The organism is Tenacibaculum sp. Ill, from assembly GCF_051938915.1.
GTDB lineage: Bacteria > Bacteroidota > Bacteroidia > Flavobacteriales > Flavobacteriaceae > Polaribacter > Polaribacter larymnensis.
Map to the genome: position 1 here is coordinate 2,466,814 of NZ_JBPSCW010000002.1, position 17,434 is coordinate 2,484,247.

The window sequence follows — 17,434 nt, forward strand, 5'->3', positions numbered from 1 at the left end:
GAGCTACAAATATCGGTAATTATTTAGACTTATTCACTGTAGTTGTGTGCATAAAAAAAGTCTTGCATTGGCAAGACTTTTTTAGTGATTTTAAATTTATGTATAAACTAAAGTTCAGCAGCTAACCTACTTCCTTGATTTATGGCTCTCTTTGCGTCTAATTCTGCTGCAACATCTGCTCCTCCAATTACATGTACTTTCATTCCTTTAGCTTCTAATGGTTCTAATAATTCTTTAAACGGAATTTGACCTGCACAAATAATTACATTATCTACTGGTAATACTTTTTGTTCTTCATTTTGAACATAATGCAAACCTTCGTCATCTATTTTTGTGTACTGTACCTCATTAATAAACTGTACTTTTTTTCTTTTTAATACTGAACGATGAATCCATCCTGTAGTTTTTCCTAAATTTCCTCCAAACTTCCCTGAACTACGCTTGAACATAAATATTTCTCTAGGTGAAGGATGAATTTTTGGAGCAATTCCTTCAATTCCTGCACGTGCTTCTAATGTTTTATCTATTCCCCATTCTTTTAACCAAGCATCTACATTTAAAGAAGTACTCTCCCCCTCGTGAGCTAAGTATTCTGAAACATCAAAACCAATTCCTCCTGCTCCAATAACCGCAACACGTTTACCAACGGGTTTCTTTAATTTTACAACATCTATATAACTCAATACTTTTTCGTGCTCTACACCTTCTATTCTTGGAGTTCTTGGCGTAATTCCTGTTGCTAAAACAACCTCATCAAAATTACCATTGTATAAATCTTCTGCAGAAACTCTTGTGTTTAACTTTACATTTACGTTGTGTAATTCTAGCTGTTTATTAAAGTAACGAATGGTTTCATAAAACTCTTCTTTTCCTGGAATCTGTTTTGCTATATTAAACTGACCTCCTGTTTCTTTATCTGCATCAAATAAGGTTACATCATGTCCTCTTTGTGCTGCTACTGTTGAAGCTGCTAATCCTGCTGGTCCTGCACCTACAACTGCTATTTTTTTCTTTTTTGATGTTGGATTATAGTTTAGCTCTGTTTCATGACATGCTCTTGGGTTTACTAAACAGCTTGCCACTTTTTTCTGAAAAGCATGGTCTAAACAAGCTTGATTACAAGCTATACAAGTGTTTATTTCGTCTACTCTTTCTTCTTTCGCTTTATTTACCCATTCAGGATCAGCTAAAAACGGACGTGCCATTGAAATCATATCTGCATGTCCTTCTGCTAGTACTTTCTCAGCAGTATCAGGCATATTAATTCTGTTAGAAGTAACTAACGGAATAGATAATTCTTCTTTCATTTTTTTAGTTACCCAAGTAAACGCAGCCCTAGGTACTGAAGTTGCAATAGTAGGTATTCGTGCTTCATGCCAACCAATACCTGTATTGATAATAGTAGCTCCAGCTTTTTCTATTTCTTTTCCTAGTTGTACCACTTCTTCCCAAGAACTTCCTTGTTCTACCAAATCTAACATTGATAAACGATAGATAATGATAAAATGCTCACCAACTGTTTCTCTAATTTTTCGAACTAACTCTACTGCTAAACGAATTCTGTTTTCATATTTCCCTCCATAATCATCGGTTCGTTTATTTGTTCTTGTTACTATAAACTGATTGATTAAATAACCTTCAGACCCCATGATTTCTACTCCATCATATCCTGCTTCTTGTGATAACTTAGCACAGTTAACAAAATCTTTTACTGTTCTTCGTATTCCTGATTGCTTTAAGGCAAACGGTTTAAAAGGAGTTATTGGTGATTTTATTTTTGAAGGTGCCACATTGAATGGGTGGTAACCGTAACGGCCAGAATGTAAAATTTGCATACATATTTTACCTCCTTCTTTATGGACTGCTTCTGTAATTACTTTATGCTCTCTTGCATGCTTTTTTGTGCTCATACGAGCAGAGAAAGGAGCTGTCCATCCCTGAATATTTGGAGAAATTCCTCCTGTAACAATCAAACCTACTCCACCACGTGCACGTTCTGCATAATAAGCAGCAATACGTTCAATTCCATTTTTTTCTTCTTCTAAACCAGTATGCATAGAGCCCATTAATACTCTATTTTTTAAAGTTGTAAAGCCTAAGTCTAATGGCTCGAAAATATGTTTGTATTTCATTGTTTTATTTTTATAAAATATTATGCACGCATAACAAATTGCAAGATACATATTTTTATAATATGTTTTTCATATAAAAAAGACCTCATACTTGTGTATAAGGTCTTTTAGAAATACTTACTTATTCTATTACCACCAAATGATTATAATTAAACCATTTGAACATATTATAATTATAATAATTCTAACTTTAGTTCCATCATTTAGTTCAGCTTCAAATCTATAAACTGGTTGCCTTTCATACTCGTGCGGTACTTGTATTACATTACCATCCTCCATTCTATGCTCTGCTAAACCTATACCTGAAAATTCATCTTTTACAATACGGTAACTTTTTAAATCTTCTTTTTTAAGGTTTCCTTTTTCTAAAAATAGATCTAAGGTTGGTTTTGTAACACCTTCTGGATTCATTGGGTATTCATCCGCTCTAACTACTCCGTAGTCTTCATGGTAATCTAATCTTAAATCATCTGTGGATTTTGCAGCTTTAGCATCAATTGCTTCTGTCTGAGTTTCGTTTGGTAATACAGTTTCTTCGTTTTGACATGATGCAAATACCAGGAAAAAGATACTTACAAACATTAGGGTTTTTAAAGTTTTCATAAAATATTAGTTTGGGTTAATTAATTAGCCCAAATATATCTTACCTCTATTTAGAAACTTATAGGCAAAAGGTTATTTATTATATAAGGGAAACACCTTTATTTTATGAGGTGATTAGCCCTTTTTTAAACAATTTTTGGTTACAAAAAAAAGAGAAAATCAAAAAAAATTGTCTTTTTATTTTTATGTTAATGAACTATTTTTAGTTTTTGAATCATTTCTGGGGAAAGAGAATTGGCATAAACCCCGTAAGCATCAACTAAAACTCCTTTAACACCTGTTTTTGTTTGAATTGCATATACAACAGAGTTGTCTCCTGTACTGCTCATTCCTTCAAATCGATATACTTCTACTACCTCAAAGAAATCTGGAGGAAAAATTTCTTTAGTATTTTTACTCTCTATTTCCTTTTCTCTCAGGTTAAAATCAAGAGTAAACCCTCTTTTTTGCAGGTCCTTTAATGCTTCTGAAAGTGTATCGTATGTATACATGACTTATATCTTTTCACTTTCTTAAAAGATACAATATTTAAACTAGATTTCCTATTTATTTAATAAATAAGCACAAAATTTACTGTCTTATTTTATCCAATAAACCACTAAGTTGTGTGGCTTCTTCTTCTGTTAAATTATCAATAAAATCTAAATGCAATTTATCATCTATTGTTTTTAAAAGCTTTTTTCCCTGTTGGGTAATACTTATATAAACCACTCTTCTATCATCTTCACATCTTTCACGGTCAATTAAGTTTTTCTCACATAATTTATCCATTAATCTTGTGGCATTCGGAGCTCGTTCAATCATTCTATCTTTAATTGTTTGAACTTTTATTGCTTTTTTTGCTCCTCTTAAAATACGAAGAATATTAAATTGTTGTGGCGAAATACTATACTGCTTAAAAAACTCATTTTCTTTACTGTTTATCCAGTTAGCAGTATATTTAATATTTATAAAAGCTTTGATTTTATTATTTGGAAATTTTGAATTGATGTCTTTTGAAATATCTCCCATTGTTTTGTTATCGACTATTTAGCCATTAGCCGGTTTATATTATTTAATAAAAAAGATTACCCTTTTAACTTTAAGTCTTGCATTAATTTGTTAAAAGTATCCGATGATGGTGTTAAGTACACTTCTTCATCAACAAATAGTGTTGGATATTTTACTTGACCTTCATACAATTCTTTAGTATGCTCCTTTGCTTCGTTATCAACAGAAACATCTTTGTTTTCAAATGATACTTCTGCAGATTTTAGAAAGTTTTTATATGCAACTGTATGTGCATGTCCTTTTCTACCGTATAAAACTATCTTCATTTTAACCTCCTTATTTTGAGTACAAAAATACAAAACACACATTTATATACCAAGGAATATAAACTCTTTACAAATACTGAAAAGGAATTTTGTTTATGCTAAAACGTTTGAATATTCTGGCTTTTTATCAAAAACTGATTTAGCAAACGGACATAAAGGAAGGATTTTAATATTTTTACTCCTCGCAAACTCAACTGAAGCTGCTACTAACTTGTATCCGGCTCCTTTTCCTCTTAAACTATCTCCAACCTCGGTATGATCTATAATTAATTTATCTTTCCCTGCCCAAGTGTAAGTCATTAATGCATCCCTACTTCCATTAACTTCAATATAAAACTCTCCCTTACCTCCTTTGTCTTCTTGCTGTACCTTCATGATTATCCTTTAAACTCTACCTTTACATGCGTACCATCACAATATGGCTTATTATGAGAAGCTCCACACCTACAAAAAGCAGTTGTTTTACTTTTCTTTTCTGTACTACCATCTGGATTGGTTACATGCAAGGTTCCATAGATTAATAAAGGGCCATTTTCTAGAGCTTCTACTTTAGTTTCTGTATGAGCTGCTGCTTGATTATCTTCTCTTTTTGAAATGTATGATAAAGCTCCTGATGGACACTCTTCTACTTGTTTTTTAATTCTTTCTGTAGTTGCTCCATCCATATTAATCCATGGTCTATTTTGTGGATTAAAAACCTGTATCAAACCTTTCCAACATTTTTTTGAGTGGATACATGTATTTGGTTTCCAAACTACAGTAATATCATCATTACTATATTTTTTTACAATTTCCTTTGCTTCTGACATAATATTAAATTTTATGTTTATACTGCTTTTTGGAAAGTTGCAACGGCCTCTTTTATTTTTTTATTAAATTCCTCATTTACAACCCTTCCGTCTTTAAAGTTATCATAAAATTTTGGTAAAGAAAAATTAGCTATGACATTTGCCCCCATGTGTGGAAAACCGTTTTTTGCTATGGACATAGATGATGCTCCACCTCTTCCTCCGGGCGAGGTAGATAATAATAACACAGGTTTGTTATGCCATACTTTTTGTTCTATACGCGACATCCAATCTATTATATTTTTAAAAGCTACCGTAAAATTTCCGTTATGTTCAGCTAACGATACCGCAATTCCATCTGCTTTTTTAATTTTATCCAGAAATTTTACCGCATTTTCTGGAATACCGCTTTCCGCTTCCTTATCAACTCCATAAATAGGTAATGGATAATCATTTAAGTCTAATACAGAAACCTCAACTTCCTTTAAAAAACCTGAAGCGTATATTACTAATTGTTTGTTTATTGATTTTTTACTATTACTCCCCGCAAAAGCGATTATACTCTTCATTTATGTTGTTATTTTTGAATCGATTTCAGTTTCTCCCTTCACCATTTTAGCTACTGGGCACTTACCTGCTATTTCTAATAATTTGACACGTTGCTCATCCGTAATTTCCTTTTCAAAAGAAATTTCTTCTACTAATGATTTTTTAATTCCTTCTGGAGTTAATTGTTCTTTTTGACTGACATTTACTGTAACTCTTCCTAAGTCCCACCCTTTTCTTTCTGCGTACATTCGCAGTGTTATTGATACACAACCGCCAATTGCTGTTAATAAATATTCTACTGGGGTTGGTCCGTTATCGTCTCCTCCTTTATCCAAAGGTTCATCAATAACGGCAAAATGATTTCTCATTTTACCTTCTGCTAAGTAATTTCGTTCAGTTAAAGTAACTGTTGATGTTGGATTATTGCTCATTATATTTTTTTACTATAAATATACGAAACTATTACTAGTACCATTGCAATTGCAGCACCTGTTTGCTCTCCATCTCCAATCATAAAATGAGCAAAAAAGGCAAGAATGAACGCAAAGAAAAAGCCTGCATATGCCCATTCATTTATAAACTTCCCTCTAAAAAACCACAATGCTACTAAACCTAATATTTTTGCTATTGCATAGGGATAAATAATGTATGTTGGATACCCAAATGTTGTAAACATTTTAGCTACTTCTCCATGGTTAAAAAAATACATTCCTGCTGAAAAAAACATCAATAGTGTTAACAAGCCTGTAGCTACATAAAAAATAATTTTATCTCTTTTCATTTTTAATTGTTGTTAAAATTCTTTTACAAATATATGAAATTTTTCAATTATTCTCCATGGTATATATTCTCTAGGTATTTATTAAAATTAATAAGCAACTATTTGAAATCAAAAAAACATTTATATTTGTAATTATATAAGTACTTATATTTTATAAATGGATGCATTAAAAGGATTAGGAGAAATAGGTTTAGGTTCTAGATTAAAGAGAACTAGTGAATATATGATGCGTGAAACACAATTGGTATATGATGAGTTTAATATTGACTTTGACCCTTACCTATTCCCTACTTTTAAAATTATAAAAAACAAAGATGGTGTAACAAATACTGAGATTACCAACAGTTTAAAAACATCACAACCTGCTACAACGCAAGCAATTAATAAACTTCAAAAAAAAGGACTTATCATTCTAAAAGAAGATAAGTTAGATAAGCGAAAAAAAGTTGTTTTTGTATCCGATAAAGGAAAAAGACTTATCAAAAGTGTTACCCCAATTTGGAACAGTATTGAGTACATTATTAAAGAGTATACAAATATAAAATCTGAGTCTCTAACTGAACTTATAAATGAGTTAGAAGCTAAATTTAACGAAAAACCCTTCAGTAAAGCTATTATTGAACATATAAAAATGAATACAACAAAAAACACTGTAGCAATTACCACATTTAAAGAAGAGTATAGCTCTTCTTTTTACGATTTGAATATTGAATGGTTAGAAACATTTTTCTACGTAGAACCTTATGATAAGGAAGTTTTAAGCAACCCTCATACATATATTATTAACAAAGGAGGACGTATTTTCTTTGCTACATTAAATAACGAAATTGTTGGTACTGTTGCTTTGATGCCAATGGACGAACCCAACGTTTATGAACTAACTAAAATGGCTGTTTCACCAAAACACAGAGGTTACAAAATAGGACAACAACTTATGCAGCATTGTATTGATTTTGCCAAAGAAAATAATTTTGACAAACTCGTTCTTTACTCTAACACAAAGCTAGAAAATGCTATTTACATTTATAGAAAATTTGGCTTTTTAGAAATTCCAGTAGAAGAAGGTTGCCCATATGAACGTTGTAATATTAAAATGGAACTAAAAACAAAATCTAGATAATTTACGATATGGATACAACTCAAACAATTAATATCCTACAGGAAGCTGAAAAGCTAAAAGAATATTTTTCTCCTAAAATAATTTCTGAGGTTAATAATGAATACGTTAAAATAGCTAAAATTAAAGGAGAAGATATTCCGTGGCATAATCATGAAGATGAAGATGAGCTTTTTTATATTATTGATGGAAATCTTCTAATGGAAATTGAAAACCAACCTAGTTTTACAATGAAAACAGGAGATCTATACGTAGTTCCTAAAGGTATCAATCATAGAGTTAGTTCTTTGGAAGAGTGTTTAATTATGCTTATTGAAACAAAATCTACTAAACACACTGGTGATGTAATAACTCCTATTACAAAATCTATTGATACTCAAAAATATTAAAGCTTTTATTGAAAAATATTATCAAAATGAAAAAGCTCTCTTTTAAAAAGAGAGCTACTACTTCAAAATAAAATTTACAACTGCTAATTATAAATTTATACCGTTAAATTAATAAGTAAAATTCCCGCTATGTAAACAAACAATTGAAACAAACCAAACATAACGGGAAGTTTACAAACAACTAAGATTTTTTATATAACCACTGCACTTTCTTCTTCTAATCTTTTATCTTTTGCTCTTGCTTCAAATTGATTAGACGTATTTTTTTCTCCACCCGCTTTTAATGCCTTGTCTCCTGCGAAAAACATTTTGTGATCATCTCCTAAATCTGAACCAGCCATACGTTGATGTTTTACACACGACACTCCTTTTCTAATTTCTTGTCGTTGTACACCTTTTACATACGCTAACATTCCATCTTCACCAAAATAACCTTCTGTTAAATCGTTCATATGTAGTGCTGTTGTATGATACGTTGGTAAGGTGATTAAATGATGAAAGATTCCTGCTTCTCTTGCCCCATCTATTTGGAAAGTGCGAATTTTTTCATCAGCTAATTGACAAAGCTGTGATCCGTCATAAGCTGCATCCATTAAATTATTTCTGTCATACATTGAAACATCATATCCTTGTATTACCATTTCATCATATGCTTGATTACGGAAATTTAAAGTCCAGTTAAATGATGGCGAGTTGTTGTATACTAATTTTGCATTTGGTACTACAGCTCTTACTCTATTTACCATATTTGCTATTTGACCTACATGAGGTGTAGGTGTTTCAATCCAAAGTAAATCTGCACCATTTTGTAAGCTTGTAATACAATCTAACACTACCCTATCGATATTAGTCCCTTCTCTAAATTTATACAAACCATTTGCCAAACGTACAGGACGCACTAACTTTCCTTCACGTTTTAATAACACATCATCTTCTCTTGCTTCTTCAATCGTAATTTCTTCAGCTTCTACAAATGCTAAATATTGAGATGCTAAATCTCCTGGTTCTTGACTTACTGGTAATTTTTGAGTTAATCCTGCTCCTTCCGAATCGGTTCTAGCAACAATAACTCCATCCTCTACACCTAATTCTAAAAAGGCATATCTAATTGCATTAAGCTTTGCTATAAAATCTTCATGTGGTACTGTTACTTTTCCATCTTGATGCCCGCATTGTTTAGCGTCTGAAACTTGGTTTTCTATTTGAATAGCACAAGCGCCAGCTTGAATCATTTTTTTTGCTAATAAATACGTTGCTTCTTCATTTCCAAAACCAGCGTCAATATCTGCAATAATTGGTACAATGTGCGTTTCGAAATTATCGATTTCATTTTGCACGTCTTCTCCGTTTTCTAATCTTCTAAATAAATCGTTTAATTCAATAGCGTCTGCTTGACGCAAAAAATCATAAATTTCTTCAATTAACGCAGGAACTGCTGTTTTTTCATGCATTGACTGGTCTGGTAACGGTCCGAATTCTGAGCGTAACGCAGCTACCATCCATCCAGAAAGATATAAATAACGTTTACTAGTAGTTTTATGATGTTTTTTAACCGCAATCATTTTTTGCTGTGCTACAAACCCATGCCAGCATCCTAAAGATTGTGTATAGTTAGATGGATCTGCATCGTAAGCAGCCATATCTTTACGCACAATAGCAGCGGTATATCTAGCAATATCTAAGCCAGTTTTAAAGCGGTTTTGCGCTACCATTCTAGCTGCATTTTCTGGTGATACTGAATGCCAAGTTGATCCGAACTTTTTCTTTAATTCTTTTACAGTTTGTAAAGCAGAACTATAATTAGCGTGTGCTAAATTTTTCATAATTTTGTGATTGATAAGGTTATTAATTTTTATTGATAGCTCGCCCTCTTAAATGTTGCCGCATTTTTGAGGGCTTTTTTTACTCGATAATCGAGATTAAATATTCCTAGTTTAGTCTATATATTAAAATATTTGTTTACACAAGAACTTGTTCTATAAATAGTTTATACTACAAGTATTTATATGCTGGTAAGGTTAAGAATTCAACAAATTCTTTGTTTAAAATTAACTCGTCAAATAATTGAATAGCTAATTCAAATTTCCCGTTGTTGTATCTGTCTTCACCTACATAACTTTTTATTTTTTTTAATTCTTCTTTTTTAAATTGCTCATACATTCCTTCTGTAAATGTTCTACCATCTTCAAGCATTACGCTTTTATGCAACCATTGCCATACTTGTGTTCGAGATATTTCAGCTGTTGCTGCATCTTCCATCAAGTTATACAAAGCAGCTGCTCCTTGCCCCATTAACCAAGATTCTATATACAGAATTCCAACGTTAATGTTTTCTCGTATACCATTCTCGGTAATTGTACCTTCTGGTAAAGCCACTAAATCTTCTTCAGTAATAGTTAAATCTTCTAGCTTTTTATCTATTTGATTTGCATTAGGCATTGTTTTATTAAAAACATCCATTGCAACTGCTACTAAACCAGGATGAGCAACCCAAGTTCCATCATGACCATTCTTAACTTCTTGCTCCTTATCATTCTTCACCTTTGCAAAAGCTTCTTTATTTAACGCTTCGTTATTCTTTACTGGAATTTGCGCAGCCATTCCCCCCATTGCATGTACACCTCGTTTATGACATGATTGAATAACTCGTAATGAATATGCTCTCATAAACGGACTGCTCATGGTTACTTGTGAACGGTTTGGCACAATAAAACCAGTGTGATTTCTAAACTTTTTAATGTATGAGAAAATATAATCCCAACGACCACAGTTTAATCCAGCCATATGATCTTTTAACTCATAAATAATTTCATCTAACTGAAAACTTGCTGTAATTGTTTCAATTAACACTGTTGCTTTAATTGTTTTTTGTGGCACTCCTAAATATTCTTGTGCAAAGACAAAAACATCATTCCACCAACGTGCTTCTTTGTAATGCTCTAGTTTAGGTAAATAAAAATAAGTTGCACTCCCCTTCTCTTGCAAGGTTTTGATATTATGGAAAAAGTACAAACCAAAATCAACCAAAGAACCTGACATTTCTACTCCATCAATCAACAAATGTTTTTCGTTTAAGTGCAATCCTCTTGGTCTTACTAATAAAGTAGCTACTTTGTCTTTCAACTCATAGCTTTTATCTTTTGTAGCGTTGTAAAATGAAATTGTTTTATTTACCGCATCTAGTAAGTTCACCTGACCATCTAAAATATTTTGAATTGTAGGTGAATTACTATCTTCAAAATCTGCCATAAATGTTTTTGCTCCAGAATTTAAAGCATTGATAATCATCTTACGCTCTACTGGTCCTGTAATTTCTACTCTCCTATCTAACAAATCTTCAGGTAATGGAGCACATACCCAATCGCTTTCTCTAATTTCTTTCGTTTCTAAAGGAAATGTTGGATTATTTCCTGCATCAAAATAAGCTTGTTCTATTTCTCTTTCAGCTAATAATTGAAGTCTTTGAGAATTAAACTTTTCTTGAAGTTGAATTAAAAACGCTTTGGCTTCGTCAGTTAGAATACTTTTATACTCGGTTTGATCAAAACCTACACATTGAATTTCTTTTGCTAAAACATCTTGATTCATATCTATTTATTTTTTTCTTATTGATTGACAGTTCAATATTAAAAAAAAGAACCTAAACAAAAAAGCGAACGTTCGCTAAAAATAAATAATTTACTAATTTTTATTAATTCGCTAATTTTTATACCTTTGAATTACGAATCTTTTAATAAAAACACCTTGGAAGAAGAATATATCAGATTAGTTTTCGGATTAAAGCTTAAGCAAATACGCACAGATAAAAACCTATCACTCTTTGGATTAGCTAAACTAACAGGATTATCAAAATCGTATTTAAACGAAATTGAGAAAGGAAAAAAGTACCCAAAAACTGATAAAATTGTTATTCTTTCTGAGAAGCTAGAAGTGCCTTATGACCATTTAGTTTCCCTAAAGTTAGATAAAAACTTAGCGCCAATTGGTGAAATTTTACAATCCAAAATTTTAAAAGAGATTCCTCTTGACCTATTTGGTATTAAAGAAAATAATTTAATTGACATCATTGCCAATGCTCCTGCCAAGGTTAATGCATTTATAAGTACAATTATTAAGATTTCTCAAAACTACAATTTAACAAGAGAGAGTTTTTTTCTCGCTGCATTACGTTCGTACCAAGAGGCACACAATAACTATTTTGAGGATATTGAAACGAAGGTTACTGACTTTATTAAAGCATATCAAATAAACCCAAATAAACCTATTACTTCAAAAGACTTAGAAGAAATTTTAATTGAAGAATATGGTTATACTATTGATAGTGAAGAACTATCTAAACATCAAAAACTATCTGAACTCAGAAACATCTATATTCCAAAGAATAAAACACTCCTTATATATAACGACATAAACGAAGCACAAAAAACGTTCATTTTTGCTAAAGAAATAGCCTACAATTATTTACAGATAGAAAATAGACTATATACCTTTCCTTGGATTAAATTTGAGAGTTTTGATGAAGTATTAAATAACTTTATTGCTTCTTACTTTGCTGGTGCTTTAATTATTCCGAAAGATGATTTAATTCAAAAACTAACACAACTTTTTTCTTTAGAAACCTGGCAACCTATACAATTACACAAAATTATTAGAAGCTATAACTGTTCTGATGAGACATTCTATCAACGTTTGACCAACATCCTACCAAAACATTTTAATATTAAAAATTTATTCTTTTTACGTTTTACACATAAAGAAGGTTCTCCAGTGCATAGACTTTCAAAAGAATTACATATTACTCAACAACAATCTCCCCATGCCAATCGTAATAACGAACATTATTGTAGAAGATGGATTGCTATTAAAACAATTCAGGATTTAGAAGTATCTGATGAAAAAAAATCTGCTTACGGAATTCAGATATCATCGTACGAAAATTCTCAAAAAGAATACTTAGTACTTTCTGCAGCTACCGCAGATCCTTTTAAAGAAAAAATTAATCGTAGTGTGAGTATAGGTATGTTACTTTCTCCACACTTAAAAAGAAAACTTCATTTTTTTAATGAAGATACTTTCACTAAAAAAACAGTAGGAGTAACATGCGAAACTTGTGCTGTAAAAAATTGCAACGAACGTGTAGCTGAACCATATATTTTAATGAAACAATCTAGAAATAAAGAAATAGAAAACACTGTTGAAAACATCATTCAATCATATACTTAAACACCTTGTTTTATACATTGATTTTCTTATTTTAGCACACGCAAACAAATAACTTACCATGGATCTTAACTTCAATAAAAACGAAGACCACAATAAACTTTTAGTATCAGATTTACGCAGACGCTTTGCCAAAGTAAAATTAGGTGGCGGACAAAAACGTATTGATAAACATCATGAGAAAGGAAAATTAACTGCTCGTGAACGTATTGATTACTTATTAGACGATAAATCTAAGTCTATTGAAATTGCTGCATTTGCAGGTGAAGACATGTATCAAGAACACGGTGGATGTCCTTCTGGAGGTGTAGTTGTAAAAATGGGATATGTTAGCGGTAAGCAATGTATTGTTGTTGCTAATGATGCTACGGTAAAAGCAGGTGCTTGGTTCCCTATTACAGGAAAAAAGAATTTAAGAGCACAAGAAATAGCAATTGAAAATAAACTACCTATTATCTATTTGGTAGATTCTGCTGGAGTGTACTTACCAATGCAAGATGAAATTTTTCCTGATAAAGAACACTTCGGAAGAATTTTTAGAAATAATGCTGTAATGAGTAGCATGGGAATTACCCAAATTGCTGCCGTTATGGGAAGCTGTGTTGCTGGTGGTGCTTACTTACCTATTATGAGTGATGAAGCACTAATCGTAGATAAAACTGGAAGTATTTTCTTAGCAGGTAGTTATTTAGTAAAAGCCGCTATTGGTGAAACTATTGATAATGAAACGTTGGGTGGAGCAACCACACATTGTGAAGTATCTGGGGTTACCGATTACAAAGCAAAAGATGATAAAGATGCTTTAGACACTATTAAAAACTTAATGGATAAAATTGGAGATTATGACAAAGCTGGTTTTAACCGTAAAGAAGCTTTCCCTCCAAAAGAAAATGAAGATGATATTTTCGGAATTTTACCTAAAGCTCGTAATGAGCAATACGATATGATGGAAATCATCAAACGTTTGGTAGATAATTCTGAATTTGAAGAATACAAGGCCGGTTACGGTCAAACAATTATTACAGGATACGCTCGTATTGACGGATGGGCTGTTGGTATTGTTGCCAACCAACGTAAAATTGTTAAATCAAAAGGTGCTAAAACGAAACCTAGCGAAATGCAATTTGGTGGTGTGATTTACAACGATTCTGCTGATAAGGCCACTAGATTTATTGCCAACTGTAACCAAAAGAAAATTCCGTTAGTTTTCTTGCAAGATGTTACTGGATTTATGGTAGGAAGTAAATCAGAGCATAGCGGAATTATTAAAGATGGAGCTAAAATGGTAAATGCTGTTAGTAACTCTGTTGTTCCAAAATTTACCATCGTTATTGGTAATTCCTACGGAGCAGGAAATTACGCTATGTGTGGTAAAGCCTACGACCCTCGTTTAATTGTTGCATGGCCTAGTGCAGAATTAGCAGTTATGAGTGGTGCTTCAGCTGCCAAAGTACTATTACAAATTGAAACAGCTGCCTTAAAGAAAAAAGGAGAAGAAATTACTCCTGAAAAAGAGGCTGAGTTATTTGACAAGATAAAATCGAGATATGATAATCAAATATCTCCTTATTATGCTGCAGCAAGAATTTGGACCGATGCTGTGATTAATCCTCTGGATACTAGAACTTGGATTTCTATGGGAATAGAAGCTGCTGACCACGCTCCTATTGAAAAGCCTTTCAACCTAGGAGTGTTACAAGTTTAAAACATAGAAAACAGCATGAAGAGGAAAGTATTTTGGGGTATTATTGCCCTTGTAATTGGTTTTGTAATCTATCAGGTTTATATTTTCACCTTATCTGAAAATGATAATATAAAATCTATTTACTTAGTTCCTGATGATGCTGTTTTTATAGTTGATACAGAAAGACCTATTGATACTTGGGATGAAATAAGCTCAAGTCAAATTTGGACACATCTTCAAAAGAATCAACAAATCAATAAACTATCTGAAGGTATAAATAGTTTAGATGAAACTTTTAAAGCAAAAAAGGAAATCTTTGACTTTATTGGAGAACGTAACCTAGTTATTTCTGTACATGTATATAGCCCAAAAAAGTATGGGTTATTATATATTGCTGATTTACAAAAGTTCTCTAAACTCATCTTTTTAAAAAGGGCTATTAGTAATTTAGCAGGTGAAGACTATAAAGTAACCAAACGCGTATACAAAGAGCATGAAATTATAGAACTCTATAATAAGCAAACAAGAGAAACCTTACATCTTTCCTTTATTAAAAATCAGGTCGTAGCTTCCTACACTCACCTTTTGGTTGAGCAATCAATAGACCAATACTTGAATCCTGTTATTGGACGTGATCTCAACTTTTTAGAAATAAAAAAGAAAACAGATACTGATGGCTTTTTTAATATGTACTTACAACATAAATACCTAAAAGACTATCTCAACTGTTTTACCAGTTCAAGTAATTTAAATTTCTTAAATAAAGAAGCATTCTTCTACTCTGGTTTAGATATATCAATTATAGAAGGAGTTATAGTTCAAGCTACAGGTTTTACAAATGTTGATAGCAACTCGCAAACCTACCTAAAAGTATTACAAAAATCTGGAGTTGGTAAGCGTAGTGTTGCTAAAATAGCTCCCAAAAACACTTCTTTATATCTTAGTTTCTCTTTTGATGACTTTAAAACATTTAATAGCAATTTAGAAAAGCTTCAACAAGAAAATCCAGCTGAATTTAAAATGTATACTGATCAGCTCGCTATGATTGAGGATAAATTAGATATAAGTGTGTCTGAAAATATTTATAGTTGGATTGGTAGTGAAATAGCTTTAATTCATTTTAACACTGAGCTTTCAAAAAACAAAAAAGATATTGCCGCTATTATTAAAGCTGATGATATTGATGATGCTAAAGAAAATCTTCAGCTTATTCTTTCTAAAATTAAAGAAAACACCCCTTTAAAATACAAGCAAATAAATTATAGAGGTTATCCTATTAACTTTTTTGATTTAAAAGGATTCTTTAAAATGTTAGCTGGAAACATGTTTTCTAAGATGGAGAAACCTTATTTTACAATTATTGATGATTTTATTGTTTTTAGTACTAGCCCAAATACTATTAAAGAAATCATTAATAATCACTTAATAGGATACACACTTGAAAGTTCTGAAAAGTTTGACGATTTTAATTATCACTTTGAAAAGAAATCTAGTGTATTTGCTTATGTAAACACACCTAACTCATACAAAGATCTTTTAAGTTTAGTTGACAGCAAAACTCGACGTGAACTCCAAAAGAATAAACCATACATAACTTGTTTTTCTCAAATTGGAATGCAACTAATTGCTTCTGATGAACTTTTTGAAACTAATATTTCTTTCGTTTTTGAAGATCCAAAAAACATTGAAACAAGTATTAAAAAAGATAAAGAGTTAAGAGAAAAGTTACTGCTAGAGTTAGCTACTTATAAAGACTCAACAGATACTCAAAATTCTACATCATTTTTCAAACTACCTCCAATACATCCTTCAGATTTAAGCGCTAAATCGTACAAGGAGTATTATAAAAATGGAAAACTAAAGTTTGAGGTGGACTTAGATGATGGTTTAAAAGATGGCTCTTATAAATCTTACTATGAAAACGGAAATATAAAAGTCAAAGGACATTATAAAAATGATAAGCAAAGTGGAACTTGGAAAGCTTATGATGAACAAACAGGTGATGTAATTTTCAAAAAACATTTTTAATTGCAATATTTTATAGCATTAGTTACATTTGCCAAGCAAAATTAAAACAGAATACACATGGGAAGAGCATTCGAATTTAGGAAAGCAAGAAAGATGAAACGTTGGTCAGCTATGGCTAAAACCTTTACTCGTATTGGTAAAGATATCGTTATGGCAGTTAAAGAAGGTGGTCCAAACCCCGAAACCAACTCTCGTTTACGTGTTGTAATTCAAAATGCGAAGGCTGCTAACATGCCTAAAGACAATGTTGAGCGCGCTATTAAAAAAGCTTCTGATAAAAGTACTGAAAACTATAAAGAAGTATTATTTGAAGGATATGCTCCTCACGGTATTGCTGTTTTGGTAGAAACTGCTACTGATAATAACAACCGTACAGTAGCTAATGTACGTGCTGCTTTTAACAAGTGTAACGGAAATTTAGGAACTTCTGGATCAGTTGCTTTTATGTTTGACCATGTGGTTAACTTTAAAGTAAAAGAAGATTCATTAGGTATGGATTTAGAAGAGTTTGAAATGGAAATGATTGACTTTGAAGTAGAAGAAGTTTTTGCTGACGAAGAAGATAGTTCAGTAATGCTGTATGCTCCGTTTGAACAATTTGGTGCTATTCAAAAATATTTAGAAGAAAATAATATTGAAATTCTTTCTTCTGAATTTGAACGTATACCTACGACCACTACTGCCATTTCTGACGAACAAAAAGAAGAAGTTAACAAACTTTTAGAAAGATTGGAAGAAGATGATGATGTGAATAATGTCTATCACTCTATGGAAGAATAATTTTCTATTTCTTTATAAAACTTCAAAATCCAACGAAAATAATCGTT

Annotated in this window: 18 protein-coding genes; 6 read left to right on the plus strand and 12 right to left on the minus strand. The window is 31.7% G+C overall.

Translation table 11 applies throughout. The annotated features are described in order from the left end of the window. Positions 1-107 precede the first annotated feature (107 nt). The 10 genes from ACTPNM_RS11590 to ACTPNM_RS11635 form a co-directional block, all read right to left on the minus strand. Entirely contained in the window at positions 108-2,132 is a 2,025-nt protein-coding gene (locus ACTPNM_RS11590; RefSeq protein ID WP_440121933.1) for an oxidoreductase, read from the minus strand. 129 nt (positions 2,133-2,261) lie between these two features. After that, on the minus strand, positions 2,262-2,735 hold the full coding sequence (locus ACTPNM_RS11595; RefSeq protein ID WP_440121934.1) for a hypothetical protein: 474 nt from the start codon (positions 2,733-2,735) through the stop codon (positions 2,262-2,264). 188 nt (positions 2,736-2,923) lie between these two features. Next, complete coding sequence (locus ACTPNM_RS11600) at positions 2,924-3,226, minus strand: phosphoribosylpyrophosphate synthetase (protein ID WP_440121935.1); 303 nt, start codon at positions 3,224-3,226, stop codon at positions 2,924-2,926. A 79-nt stretch (positions 3,227-3,305) separates the two neighbouring features. After that, a complete protein-coding gene (locus tag ACTPNM_RS11605; protein WP_099216225.1) occupies positions 3,306-3,746 on the minus strand; it encodes a MarR family winged helix-turn-helix transcriptional regulator in 441 nt (146 codons plus the stop codon). Positions 3,747-3,802: 56 nt separating this feature from the next. Then, positions 3,803-4,051 carry a glutaredoxin family protein gene (locus ACTPNM_RS11610; RefSeq protein ID WP_440121937.1) on the minus strand — a complete coding sequence of 83 codons (249 nt, stop codon included), beginning with the start codon at positions 4,049-4,051 and terminating at the stop codon, positions 3,803-3,805. A gap of 93 nt (positions 4,052-4,144) precedes the next feature. Beyond that, positions 4,145-4,426, minus strand: a complete 282-nt coding sequence (locus ACTPNM_RS11615; RefSeq protein WP_440121938.1) for a GNAT family N-acetyltransferase — start codon at positions 4,424-4,426, stop codon at positions 4,145-4,147. A 2-nt stretch (positions 4,427-4,428) separates the two neighbouring features. Next, positions 4,429-4,860, minus strand: a complete 432-nt coding sequence (locus ACTPNM_RS11620; protein WP_440121939.1) for a (4Fe-4S)-binding protein — start codon at positions 4,858-4,860, stop codon at positions 4,429-4,431. A gap of 17 nt (positions 4,861-4,877) precedes the next feature. Next, positions 4,878-5,408: an NADPH-dependent FMN reductase gene (locus ACTPNM_RS11625; protein ID WP_440121940.1), complete on the minus strand. Its 531-nt coding sequence runs from the start codon at positions 5,406-5,408 to the stop codon at positions 4,878-4,880. Continuing rightward, positions 5,409-5,819, minus strand: a complete 411-nt coding sequence (locus tag ACTPNM_RS11630; RefSeq protein ID WP_440121941.1) for an OsmC family protein — start codon at positions 5,817-5,819, stop codon at positions 5,409-5,411. Next, a complete protein-coding gene (locus ACTPNM_RS11635; RefSeq protein ID WP_274640613.1) occupies positions 5,819-6,169 on the minus strand; it encodes a DoxX family protein in 351 nt (116 codons plus the stop codon). Before ACTPNM_RS11635 ends, ACTPNM_RS11630 begins: the two co-directional genes overlap by 1 nt. Before the next feature lie 157 nt (positions 6,170-6,326). Here ACTPNM_RS11635 and ACTPNM_RS11640 point away from each other — a divergent pair, with 157 nt between their 5' ends. Next, positions 6,327-7,289 carry a bifunctional helix-turn-helix transcriptional regulator/GNAT family N-acetyltransferase gene (locus ACTPNM_RS11640; protein WP_440121943.1) on the plus strand — a complete coding sequence of 321 codons (963 nt, stop codon included), beginning with the start codon at positions 6,327-6,329 and terminating at the stop codon, positions 7,287-7,289. Between the two features lie 8 nt (positions 7,290-7,297). Further along, positions 7,298-7,675, plus strand: a complete 378-nt coding sequence (locus tag ACTPNM_RS11645; protein WP_440121944.1) for a cupin domain-containing protein — start codon at positions 7,298-7,300, stop codon at positions 7,673-7,675. A gap of 191 nt (positions 7,676-7,866) precedes the next feature. On the opposite strand, the gene ACTPNM_RS11650 is transcribed toward ACTPNM_RS11645, so the two are convergent. Continuing rightward, complete coding sequence (locus tag ACTPNM_RS11650; protein WP_440121945.1) at positions 7,867-9,498, minus strand: isocitrate lyase; 1,632 nt, start codon at positions 9,496-9,498, stop codon at positions 7,867-7,869. A 169-nt stretch (positions 9,499-9,667) separates the two neighbouring features. Continuing rightward, a complete protein-coding gene (gene aceB / locus ACTPNM_RS11655; protein ID WP_440121946.1) occupies positions 9,668-11,263 on the minus strand; it encodes a malate synthase A in 1,596 nt (531 codons plus the stop codon). A gap of 156 nt (positions 11,264-11,419) precedes the next feature. On the opposite strand from aceB, the gene ACTPNM_RS11660 reads away from it, so the two are divergent. The 4 genes from ACTPNM_RS11660 to ACTPNM_RS11675 are packed head-to-tail and all read left to right on the plus strand — an operon-like array spanning position 11,420 to position 17,387. Beyond that, a complete protein-coding gene (locus ACTPNM_RS11660; protein WP_440122837.1) occupies positions 11,420-12,898 on the plus strand; it encodes a helix-turn-helix domain-containing protein in 1,479 nt (492 codons plus the stop codon). Positions 12,899-12,956: 58 nt separating this feature from the next. Next, positions 12,957-14,600, plus strand: coding sequence for an acyl-CoA carboxylase subunit beta (locus tag ACTPNM_RS11665; RefSeq protein ID WP_440121948.1), 1,644 nt, complete (start codon positions 12,957-12,959; stop codon positions 14,598-14,600). Between the two features lie 15 nt (positions 14,601-14,615). Beyond that, positions 14,616-16,607, plus strand: a complete 1,992-nt coding sequence (locus ACTPNM_RS11670) for a DUF3352 domain-containing protein (protein WP_440121949.1) — start codon at positions 14,616-14,618, stop codon at positions 16,605-16,607. Positions 16,608-16,664: 57 nt separating this feature from the next. Beyond that, complete coding sequence (locus ACTPNM_RS11675; RefSeq protein ID WP_099216239.1) at positions 16,665-17,387, plus strand: YebC/PmpR family DNA-binding transcriptional regulator; 723 nt, start codon at positions 16,665-16,667, stop codon at positions 17,385-17,387. Positions 17,388-17,434: the final 47 nt, after the last annotated feature.

Coding starts and splice junctions, on each gene's coding strand:
- ACTPNM_RS11590 (WP_440121933.1), bottom strand. CDS start 2,132: ATGAAATACAAACATATTTTCGAGCCATTAGACTTAGGCTTTACAACT.
- ACTPNM_RS11605 (WP_099216225.1), bottom strand. CDS start 3,746: ATGGGAGATATTTCAAAAGACATCAATTCAAAATTTCCAAATAATAAA.
- ACTPNM_RS11645 (WP_440121944.1), top strand. CDS start 7,298: ATGGATACAACTCAAACAATTAATATCCTACAGGAAGCTGAAAAGCTA.
- ACTPNM_RS11630 (WP_440121941.1), bottom strand. CDS start 5,819: ATGAGCAATAATCCAACATCAACAGTTACTTTAACTGAACGAAATTAC.
- ACTPNM_RS11610 (WP_440121937.1), bottom strand. CDS start 4,051: ATGAAGATAGTTTTATACGGTAGAAAAGGACATGCACATACAGTTGCA.
- ACTPNM_RS11640 (WP_440121943.1), top strand. CDS start 6,327: ATGGATGCATTAAAAGGATTAGGAGAAATAGGTTTAGGTTCTAGATTA.
- aceB (WP_440121946.1), bottom strand. CDS start 11,263: ATGAATCAAGATGTTTTAGCAAAAGAAATTCAATGTGTAGGTTTTGAT.
- ACTPNM_RS11670 (WP_440121949.1), top strand. CDS start 14,616: ATGAAGAGGAAAGTATTTTGGGGTATTATTGCCCTTGTAATTGGTTTT.
- ACTPNM_RS11600 (WP_440121935.1), bottom strand. CDS start 3,226: ATGTATACATACGATACACTTTCAGAAGCATTAAAGGACCTGCAAAAA.
- ACTPNM_RS11595 (WP_440121934.1), bottom strand. CDS start 2,735: ATGAAAACTTTAAAAACCCTAATGTTTGTAAGTATCTTTTTCCTGGTA.
- ACTPNM_RS11675 (WP_099216239.1), top strand. CDS start 16,665: ATGGGAAGAGCATTCGAATTTAGGAAAGCAAGAAAGATGAAACGTTGG.
- ACTPNM_RS11615 (WP_440121938.1), bottom strand. CDS start 4,426: ATGAAGGTACAGCAAGAAGACAAAGGAGGTAAGGGAGAGTTTTATATT.
- ACTPNM_RS11665 (WP_440121948.1), top strand. CDS start 12,957: ATGGATCTTAACTTCAATAAAAACGAAGACCACAATAAACTTTTAGTA.
- ACTPNM_RS11625 (WP_440121940.1), bottom strand. CDS start 5,408: ATGAAGAGTATAATCGCTTTTGCGGGGAGTAATAGTAAAAAATCAATA.
- ACTPNM_RS11650 (WP_440121945.1), bottom strand. CDS start 9,498: ATGAAAAATTTAGCACACGCTAATTATAGTTCTGCTTTACAAACTGTA.
- ACTPNM_RS11620 (WP_440121939.1), bottom strand. CDS start 4,860: ATGTCAGAAGCAAAGGAAATTGTAAAAAAATATAGTAATGATGATATT.
- ACTPNM_RS11635 (WP_274640613.1), bottom strand. CDS start 6,169: ATGAAAAGAGATAAAATTATTTTTTATGTAGCTACAGGCTTGTTAACA.